A 9,032-nucleotide genomic window follows, 5' to 3' on the forward strand; every position below is an offset into this window, starting at 1 on the left:
TGGCACGTGTGGAAACCAACCTACCTCATCACATGAAAAAGGATATCCATCCACAATACAATCCCGTCGTCTTCGTTGACATGACCACGGGCGCACGTTTCGTCACACGTTCCACCAAGTCTTCCGACAAAAAAGAAGTTATCGATGGTGTTGAACATTCCGTAATTTCTTCCGGTATCACCTCGGATTCCCACCCATTCTTCACGGGTCAGAAGCAATTCGTCGATACCGAAGGCCGCATCGACAAGTTCCAAAAGCGTTTCGGCGCAGTTCGCCGCGTCGGCAAGCCAAAAATTGGCTAAGCCCCAGAACGGATTTTTATCTCCGTTCCCTTCAAAAAAACGGCGTTCCGGAAACGGTCGCCGTTTTTTTATTTTCATTTTTTTCTTAGAAACTTGTTCCGGACAAGTTTCTGCCTTCTGGTGTTTCCCAAAAGATATCACATCTCATGCTAGCAAAACGAATCATCCCCTGTCTCGATGTCACCAACGGCCGAGTCGTAAAAGGCGTCAATTTTGTCGATCTCATTGATGCGGGCGATCCCGTGGAATGCGCGATCGCTTACAACGAGCAGGAAGCCGATGAATTGGTCTTTCTCGATATTACCGCATCTTCCGATGCCCGCGATACGATGGTGGACGTCGTTCGCCGCACCGCAGAGCAGTGTTTTATCCCGCTTACCGTCGGCGGCGGCATTCGTTCGGTCGATAATATGCATACCATGCTTCAAGCCGGCGCGGATAAGGTAGGAATCAATACCTCTGCTGTCACCAATCCGGGCTTGATCGACGAAGGGGCAAAGGCCTTTGGCAGCCAATGCATTGTTGTCGCGATCGATGCGAAACGCGAAAGTTCGGGAAAATGGGGAGTCTACACTCACGGGGGACGCACCCCGGTGGGCCTGGACGCAGTGGAATGGGCAAAGGAGGTTTGGCGCCGCGGCGCTGGTGAGATACTCCTCACATCCATGGATGCCGATGGCACTCAAGCAGGCTACGATTGTGAACTCACCGCTGCGATCTCCTCTGCCATTGGTATTCCGGTGATCGCTTCCGGTGGAGCTGGAAATCTCGACCACATGGTGGAGGTTCTTGAAAAAGGCAAAGCAGATGCAGTCCTCGCGGCATCAATATTCCACTTTGGCATGCACACGGTAGGAGAAGCGAAAGCACACTTTGCCAAGCACGGCGTGCCCGTTAGACCAAGTTTCAAAAACTCGCCTTAAGCTGGTTTCGGATTTCTTCGGGAGTTAGAAATACAACTGCTATTTCTTAGCTCTCACGGAGATCATGCTATAGTTAACAATAATCGTTTATTGTTAACTATAGCACCAGAAACTCCCAGTTCTAAGGGAGTTCATACATGATCTCGTATATCTTTTGCGCAATTGTATCTATAATCCGCGCAAGATATATGGAAACGTTTCATAGGTCGGACAAACTAGTGAATTTATTCGTTTTTGCCCGGATCCAAGAACTCGGTCCTATCGGGCCAACTCTGCAAAAAACCTATGAAAACTCAAAACAAACAAAGCGGTTTCACCCTGGTGGAACTACTGGTGGTGATCGTGATTGTCGCCACGCTCGCCGGACTTGGCTTCACCGCGGCACGTCGTGGACTGATGGCGGCAAAGGCTTCAAGTTGCGTTAGCAATTTACGGCAATGCGCTGCAGCTGTTCACATGATCGCGGAAGAAGGACTCCCGAATAACGGGCGCACTCCCCCGGGATATTTCCCAAGTTACGGCGGAAAAATTCTGGCAACCGGTGGTTGGGCAACCTACACGATCAAAACTTTGATCGCCGAGACCCAGGGAGCCTGCAGACTGGACGGAAATGATTATGTTTGGACCACCCATCCGTCCGAGACCATTCTCCAGAATCCCCTTTCCGAGCATAAACTTGCAGGAGATGTGACAAACCCTTTGGATATCGAGGATAGTGATATGCGGACTGGTCTTGGCAGCTTTGTATATAGCAACCAGCTCGGTGAGTGGATGACTCCATCCAAAACTATTGAGGCAGAGACCAAACGAGTAAACATGGCGATGATTTCGAGCCCGGAAGTGATGATTATGATGGGCGAGGCCAATGATGATGAAGATCTCGGCAAGGTAGCCACGGCTAACGGCCCTGCGAAAGGAGCTCCACATGGTAATTACAAAGATGGAGCCCACTGCGTATTCATAGACGGTCATGTGGAAAGAATCCCGAATGACGAGCTCTCCGATGGCGGCGCGTGGTGGCTCTATTACTCTATCAATACCGACCGGGCCAAAGCTAAGAAATAGGGGCTGTTGCTCCCGCACTTGCTCCAGAACGAAATGCCTGTAGGGTCCGCCATGTGAGAACACTGGATTCCTGCCCAAGACCCGCCCTGCTGCTATCTTTTGATTTTGATGGCACACTCCACGATCCAGCAGAGACACCATCTGTCCCTGCTGGATTTTTTGCGTTGATCCGCGCTCTCCGAGAGCGAAAATCTGCCGTCTGGGGTATCAATACCGGCCGTTCGATGCCGCAGGTGATCGACGGTTTTATGGAAAGTAAGTTCCCCTTCCTCCCCGACTGGGTGATCGCGCGCGAACGTGAAATTTTCTTTCCCAATAGCTTCGGTAGATTCCTTCCACACACTCCGTGGAATGACCGTTGCGAAAAAGATATCCGAAAACTGTTCAAGAAGTCAGCAAAAGTCCTCGGCATCATAAGGCATGAGGTGGAAGAGCACACAGGAGCCCAGTATATCGAGATGAATGGCGAGCCAGCAGGCCTAATCTCCCGCACAGAGGAAGAGATGGAATGGATCGTCAATCACATCACTCCATTGGTGGATTCCGTGCCGGGTCTGGGCTGGCAGCGTAATTCGATTTATCTCAGGTTCGGTCATAAAAACTATCAGAAAGGCAGCACCTTGAGCGAGGTTGCGAGATTATATAATCTTGAGACTTCCCGGGTTTTTGCGATGGGCGATAGCCACAACGATATCGAGATGCTTTCCGAGACCCATTCCGGCAAAGCTGCCTGCCCGGCAAATTCCGTGGAAGTTATCCGCAATATTATACTCGCCAGAGGTGGACTCATCACCCAAGCGACTGCAGGGAGGGGTGTCATCGAGGCTCTTGAGAAAAATTTTGCAGATTAATACCATATTCCATAAGCATTTCTGGCATTGTGTGAGCTATCGGCTAGCTTATGGCAATGTCAGACGCGAAGCCGGAAAACCTCAAAGTAACCGATCCAAAAACGTGGGCCGCAGGGCTTCCGGCAGTCGTGTCGTCGATGAAGCATATCACTCGGGAAGCCGGGTTGATTCGAGGAACACATGGTCTTTTGGAGATGAACCAACACGGCGGGTTCGACTGTCCGAGCTGTGCATGGCCGGATCCTGATGATGGGCGTGCTCATGCGGAGTTTTGTGAGAACGGCGCGAAAGCCCTTGCATCCGAGGCCACCAAAAAGAGGGCCGATCCTGAATTCTTTGAAAAACATTCCATCGCAGATTTGATATCCCGTAGCGATCTTTGGCATGACCGCCAAGGCAGGATCACAGAGCCGATGGTGTTGCATCCGGGAGCGACCCATTACCGCCCGATATCGTGGGAAGATGCGTTTGCGATCCTATCTGAAAAGATCAATAGCCTTAGCACTCCAGACGAAGCGGTTTTCTATACATCCGGTCGTGCAAGCAATGAGGCCGCCTTCATCTACCAGTTGTTCGTTCGCAGTTTGGGCACAAACAATTTCCCCGATTGCTCGAACATGTGCCACGAATCCTCCGGCTTAGCGATGAATGAGGCCATTGGTATCGGAAAAGGCACAGTGTCTCTCGATGATTTTCTTGAGGCAGAAACGATTCTTTGTGTTGGTCAGAACCCTGGCACCAATCATCCCCGCATGCTTAGCACTCTGGAAGAGGCCGTGGAAAATGGGGCAAGGCTGGTTTCCATCAATCCTCTCAAAGAAGCTGGGCTCGTGGGCTTTGCACATCCTCAGAAAATCAAAGGTATGTTGGGAGTCACCTCCCCGCTGGCCTCGGACTTCCTTCGGGTGCGTATCAACGGTGACTTCGCGCTTTTCCGCGGCATCGCAAAATGCCTCATTGAAAATAATCTTGAAGATGAAGATTTCATCAACCGACACACCGCAGATTACCAGAAATACCGGGATTTGGTGAAGAGCACGCAATGGTCCGAGATCATCGGAAAAAGCGGCATATCAAGGGAGGAGATCAGCAGGCTGACGGATACGATACTTCGCGGAAGCCGCCGTCTCATCACGTGTTGGGCGATGGGTCTCACCCAACATAAAAATTCCGTAGCCACCATACGCGAGGTGGTGAACGTTCATCTTTTACTCGGAGCAATTGGCCGACCAGGTGCTGGGTTATGCCCCGTTCGCGGCCACAGCAATGTCCAGGGAGACAGAACCATGGGGATCTTTGAAAAGATGCCGGAAAGCTTCCTCACCGCGCTGGACCGGGAGTTTGGGATCACTTCACCGCGGGCCCATGGCTACGACACTGTCGCTAGTATCCACGCGATGCACGACGGTCGGGCGAAAATTTTCTTCGCTCTTGGCGGAAATTTTCTCCAGGCAAGCCCGGATACGAAATATACAGCCAAAGCTTTGGAGAAATGTGAGCTAACCTGCCATATTTCCACCAAGTTGAACCGTTCTCATTTGATTACAGGGAGAACAGCGCTGATCCTACCTTGTCTAGGAAGAAGCGAGCGCGATGGAGATAATCGTTTTGTAACCTGCGAAAATTCCATGGGCGTGGTTCAAATGTCCCGCGGGGTGCTGACTCCGGCATCCGAGAAGCTCAGAAGCGAGGTGGAAATCATTGCCGGTCTGGCTTCGGCGGTTCTTGGAGAGAACCATATCGTCCCATGGCAGACCTTTGCCGAAGATTACGATGCTTTACGGGCCAGAATCGAAAGAGTCGTTCCCGGATTTGAAAACTATTCAGAACGCGCTCAGGAGCCAGGCGGGTTTTATTTGCCAAACTCTCCCAAAGAACGCATCTGGAACACCGCGAATCTGAAGGCAAACTTCGGGCTTGAGGCGTTGAGCGTTTTCGAACCGTCCAAAGGCCGATTGATACTTCAAACGCTTCGCAGTCACGATCAATTTAATACCACAATATATGGAGACAATGATCGCTATCGGGGAATTGCCAACGGCAGGCGTATTGTCATGGCTAATCCGGACGATCTCATGGATAGAGGAATCAAACCGGGAGCAAAGGTGGACATCCGTAGTTTCTGGGGCACTGAGGTCAGAGAAGTGATGAACTTCACCGCCATTCCCTACGAGATGCCACGGGGCAGTGCTGCCGCTTATTTCCCCGAAGCAAATGATCTAGTGCCTATCTGGAGTCAGGCAGAAGGCTCTGGCACCCCGACAAGTAAATCCGTAGAAATCGAAATCACTTTGAGCAAAGATGCCTGATACCGCGAGAGCTGATAAATGGTTATGGGCCACCCGTTTTTTCAAAAACAGGGCTTTGGCAGCCGAGATTTTAGCCGGGGGCAAAATTAAGCGCAATGGCCATTCGCTCAAGCGATCGTCCGCCATTCAAGCGGGTGATATCCTGGAGATCCCTTTTCCCGAAGGTCCCGGAGTGCGGCAGATCGCCGTCACTTGCGTTATTGAGAAACGTGTTGGAGCACCCGAGGCAAGAAGCTGCTATGAGGATCATACCCCGGGGGAGATTTACGAGGCATTGAAGGCTTGGCAGATTGTGAAAGCTGAGGCGGCAAAAGGTCGCCCTACAAAAAAAGATCGCCGCGCAATCGATCAGATACGCGCGGACTTCGAGTGGGGAATTTAGCCCGATCCTAGCGGCGGCGTTTGAAACCAAGAAATGTCAATCCACTCAAAAGTAACAACGCCGATGAGGGCTCCGGAACACTGTCTACCAATGTGGTGCCGTATAGTGTTCCGATGCCGCCACTGCTTTTCATTGTGAATGTAATCTGGTCAAAACTACTTAGGCCAAGACTGGTTGCGGTGATCTCATCTACACGATTTGCATGACGGTTACCAAATAGAACTCCTTCACGCTCAAAAACGGATCCCGAGCCACTCTCGAACTCGGTAAATTGTATCGTCTGGCTCCGCCCGGTATTTGTATCCAGGAAAGTAATCGCGCCACTCTCGGAGCGATCCAAATCGACGAAATCAAATCCGAACGAAATCAAATCGACATCAAATTCGAGGCCGAATTCACCACCACTACCACTATCATTGGGAGTAGTTAGATCCGTATTCGTATTGATGATCAATACGTTATGTAAAACATCGCGAGTGAGTGAACCTCCAGCCCAATCTCCCGTGCCCGTGGAATTCCTTTCGAGATCATCGTCAGCACCGCCGGTGGCCTCGGTATTGTATAGGTTCAGTGGATTCGTAGCACTGTTTCCGCTTGTAATTGTCAGGCCCTTATCTCCTCCAAAGAGATTGGCATAAGGCTGCTTTGCTTGCAAATCAACGGCTCCGGCAACCAACGGCGCTCCAGTATCGTCAGTTTCAAAATCAACCACAAATGTCTGAGCGTTGAGGACGGGCGAGAAGCATAGAGCTACGGTTACTGAGAGTAGGGAGGAATATTTCATGCTGTGTGGGGGTAGTAATCTGAAAGCGCAAAAGATAAGGACACGCTCAAGGTCAGTGATAAGAGAATACCAGCTACCCCTAATTTGTGCATAACGCCTTCGCGTAACGATTACTTTCTATATGCCATTTTCGGCCAACTCTCCTTTTATCGACGAAACAGTCAAATTGCTCTAAGAACTCGGTCAGAAATATCTGCATCAAATTTCCCACCGTTCAGACAAAACTGTTATCCTCATGAAACTTCCCTCTTCTATTAGAATTATAGATCTCGCGCCTGATTATCCAGTATTACAAATCTCGCACCCTTTATGCTCAGGGACTGTCGCATTGCACGGAGCTCATGTGATGGCATGGAGGCCTAATGATGAAGAAGAGGTCTTATACCTCAGTCCGCAAGCAGTATACACCGGAGGAGTCCCGATCCGGGGCGGTATCCCCATCTGCTGGCCATGGTTTAATGCTCATCCAAATAATAAAGAGCTTCCATCTCATGGCTTGGTCAGAAACGTCTTTTGGCAACTCAAGGGCGCCTCTGAAAGTAAAGATGGCGTCACGATCAAGTTGAGCTTCAGGAAAGACAATTGGCAGGCGGCGCTGACGATCGATATGGGCAAAGAACTAGTGGTATCCCTGCAATCGTACAACCCTAGTAACGAAAAGATAAAAATCTCCGGAGCTCTCCACACATATTTGAATGTCGGCAATATCGGACAAATCCGGATTCGCGGTTTAGAGGCTTCGAATTATCTCGATACTGTCGGACCACCTATCGTAAGGAAACAAGAAGGATCCATCATGTTTCAAAATGAAGTGGATAGAATCTACGAAAGCTCTGGTATTACTTATTTAGACGACCCGGTATTGAAGAGGACAATCGTAGTAGAAAAATCTGGCAGTCCTTCTACAGTGATCTGGAATCCGTGGAAAGATAAAGCAGCTGCACTCAAAGATCTGCCCGATGATGCATATCTACGCTTCGCTTGTATCGAAACATCGATTTCCAATCAATCGGCTATTTCGCTAAATCCGGCAGATTGTCATGAGATTTCTACAAAAATCCGCGTAGTTCATTGAACAAATCATCCTGCCTCCTCTTTCGAAGTTCCGGACAACAGCGCGTCCGATTCAGTCAACAATCGACTGCACTAATAGCGTTCTACCCGAAAATTATCAGTTATATGAGCTTTTCTCCCAGTTTTCCGAAACGCTTTGGAGAAGAAATAAAGGAGTTCCCGGGGAAACTCGGCTGTTTCCTCCCTTGAATTCATAAAGTAAGCGCACCGATCGGATCTTGCCAGAAAGTTCCGCCTGGGAACTTACCATGATGAAATACACACAACTCAGCCAACAGGAACGCTACCAGATCACGGCGTTGAGAATGGAGAAGAAGAGCTTTGCCGAGATCGGCCGCCGGATAGGGCGTGCCGGATCGACGATCAGCCGGGAACACAGTAGGAATCGGTCGCCTTTGGACAACATGTATCGTGCCTCCCACGCACAAAACCGTGCGAACAAACAGCGGAGGGAATCGAGGTCGGGAACCCGGTTTTCGGGCGAGCAACATCGCGAGGTGAAGCGCCTGTTGCGTAGGAACTGGAGCCCTGAACAAGTCCCCGGCTACCTCCGGTGTATGGGCGAACTGCAAATCAGCCATGAGACAATCTACCAGTGGGTATTGAAGGACAAAATCCTCGGGGGGAGTCTGTGGAAGCACCTTCGCGGTTCGCGAAAGAAACGCAGGAAGAGATACGGAGCCTACGACAGCCGCGGACGGCTTGCCGGGAAACGTATGATCGACGATCGCCCACAGGAAGTGGCAAACCGGAAGACGTTGGGACACTGGGAAATTGACACTGTGCACGGCTCGGGAAAGCACTCGGTCGTCACCCTTGTGGAGCGGAAGAGTGGTTATGTCGAGATCGGCAAGATTAATGCTTGAGACGAATCGCTCGATGCTCGGACTCATCGGCCGGCACTACCGCAGCTACAGATCGATCACCGCAGACAACGGTTGTGAGTTCCACGGCTATGGCATGATTGAGCGTATCACCGGTATCCCCTTCTACTTCGCCCACCCCCATCAATCGTGGGAGCGGGGCACAAACGAGAATACCAACGGCTTGATCCGCCAATACCTGCCGTATGGAAAAGACCTGAGGACACTGACCCAGCAGAGGTGTGACACGATCGCCAAAAAACTCAACGACCGGCCAAGGAAAAGACTCGGCTACCAAACCCCTTCTGAAGTTTTCATAAGTAAAACCTAACGATGCACTTCACTCTTTAACCCAAGTCCTCAACTATGTCGTATATAGCGATTACTCTCCAGAGATACACCCTTTCCATTGAAGGGCATTACTATATCTGCTTGTAATGAAGTAGGAGAATTGTCCAGGTTTGGAGCGATTCTTCCCG

Annotated in this window: 8 protein-coding genes and 1 pseudogene; 8 read left to right on the plus strand and 1 reads right to left on the minus strand. The window is 50.5% G+C overall.

Annotated elements, in window-relative coordinates; all coding sequences use genetic code 11:
* Positions 1-32: 32 nt before the first annotated feature.
* From ACFSSA_RS06595 to ACFSSA_RS06620, 6 genes are all read left to right on the plus strand, one after another.
* Positions 33-302 (plus strand): type B 50S ribosomal protein L31, encoded by a 270-nt coding sequence (locus ACFSSA_RS06595; RefSeq protein ID WP_386819488.1) that lies wholly within the window; start codon positions 33-35, stop codon positions 300-302.
* A gap of 146 nt (positions 303-448) precedes the next feature.
* On the plus strand, positions 449-1,225 hold the full coding sequence (gene hisF / locus ACFSSA_RS06600) for an imidazole glycerol phosphate synthase subunit HisF (protein ID WP_386819490.1): 777 nt from the start codon (positions 449-451) through the stop codon (positions 1,223-1,225).
* Between the two features lie 285 nt (positions 1,226-1,510).
* Positions 1,511-2,290: a prepilin-type N-terminal cleavage/methylation domain-containing protein gene (locus ACFSSA_RS06605; protein WP_386819492.1), complete on the plus strand. Its 780-nt coding sequence runs from the start codon at positions 1,511-1,513 to the stop codon at positions 2,288-2,290.
* Between the two features lie 53 nt (positions 2,291-2,343).
* Positions 2,344-3,141 carry an HAD family hydrolase gene (locus ACFSSA_RS06610; RefSeq protein ID WP_386819494.1) on the plus strand — a complete coding sequence of 266 codons (798 nt, stop codon included), beginning with the start codon at positions 2,344-2,346 and terminating at the stop codon, positions 3,139-3,141.
* A 56-nt stretch (positions 3,142-3,197) separates the two neighbouring features.
* Positions 3,198-5,450: an FdhF/YdeP family oxidoreductase gene (locus ACFSSA_RS06615; RefSeq protein ID WP_386819496.1), complete on the plus strand. Its 2,253-nt coding sequence runs from the start codon at positions 3,198-3,200 to the stop codon at positions 5,448-5,450.
* Positions 5,443-5,832, plus strand: coding sequence for an RNA-binding S4 domain-containing protein (locus tag ACFSSA_RS06620; protein WP_386819498.1), 390 nt, complete (start codon positions 5,443-5,445; stop codon positions 5,830-5,832). The genes ACFSSA_RS06615 and ACFSSA_RS06620 overlap by 8 nt, the downstream gene beginning before the upstream one ends.
* 7 nt (positions 5,833-5,839) lie before the next feature.
* On the opposite strand, the gene ACFSSA_RS06625 is transcribed toward ACFSSA_RS06620, so the two are convergent.
* The gene (locus ACFSSA_RS06625; RefSeq protein WP_386819500.1) at positions 5,840-6,616 is read right to left on the minus strand and encodes a PEP-CTERM sorting domain-containing protein; all 777 of its coding nucleotides are present in this window, start codon (positions 6,614-6,616) and stop codon (positions 5,840-5,842) included.
* A gap of 235 nt (positions 6,617-6,851) precedes the next feature.
* Between ACFSSA_RS06625 and ACFSSA_RS06630 the strand changes: the two genes are divergently transcribed.
* Complete coding sequence (locus tag ACFSSA_RS06630) at positions 6,852-7,691, plus strand: D-hexose-6-phosphate mutarotase (RefSeq protein WP_386819502.1); 840 nt, start codon at positions 6,852-6,854, stop codon at positions 7,689-7,691.
* Between the two features lie 250 nt (positions 7,692-7,941).
* Positions 7,942-8,884 (plus strand): annotated as a pseudogene (locus tag ACFSSA_RS06635) (IS30 family transposase).
* The last annotated feature ends 148 nt before the right edge of the window (positions 8,885-9,032 follow it).

It is taken from the genome of Luteolibacter algae (assembly GCF_042683045.1).
GTDB lineage: Bacteria > Verrucomicrobiota > Verrucomicrobiia > Verrucomicrobiales > Akkermansiaceae > Luteolibacter > Luteolibacter algae.

Coding starts and splice junctions, on each gene's coding strand:
- ACFSSA_RS06595 (WP_386819488.1), top strand. CDS start 33: ATGAAAAAGGATATCCATCCACAATACAATCCCGTCGTCTTCGTTGAC.
- hisF (WP_386819490.1), top strand. CDS start 449: ATGCTAGCAAAACGAATCATCCCCTGTCTCGATGTCACCAACGGCCGA.
- ACFSSA_RS06605 (WP_386819492.1), top strand. CDS start 1,511: ATGAAAACTCAAAACAAACAAAGCGGTTTCACCCTGGTGGAACTACTG.
- ACFSSA_RS06615 (WP_386819496.1), top strand. CDS start 3,198: ATGTCAGACGCGAAGCCGGAAAACCTCAAAGTAACCGATCCAAAAACG.
- ACFSSA_RS06620 (WP_386819498.1), top strand. CDS start 5,443: ATGCCTGATACCGCGAGAGCTGATAAATGGTTATGGGCCACCCGTTTT.
- ACFSSA_RS06625 (WP_386819500.1), bottom strand. CDS start 6,616: ATGAAATATTCCTCCCTACTCTCAGTAACCGTAGCTCTATGCTTCTCG.
- ACFSSA_RS06630 (WP_386819502.1), top strand. CDS start 6,852: ATGAAACTTCCCTCTTCTATTAGAATTATAGATCTCGCGCCTGATTAT.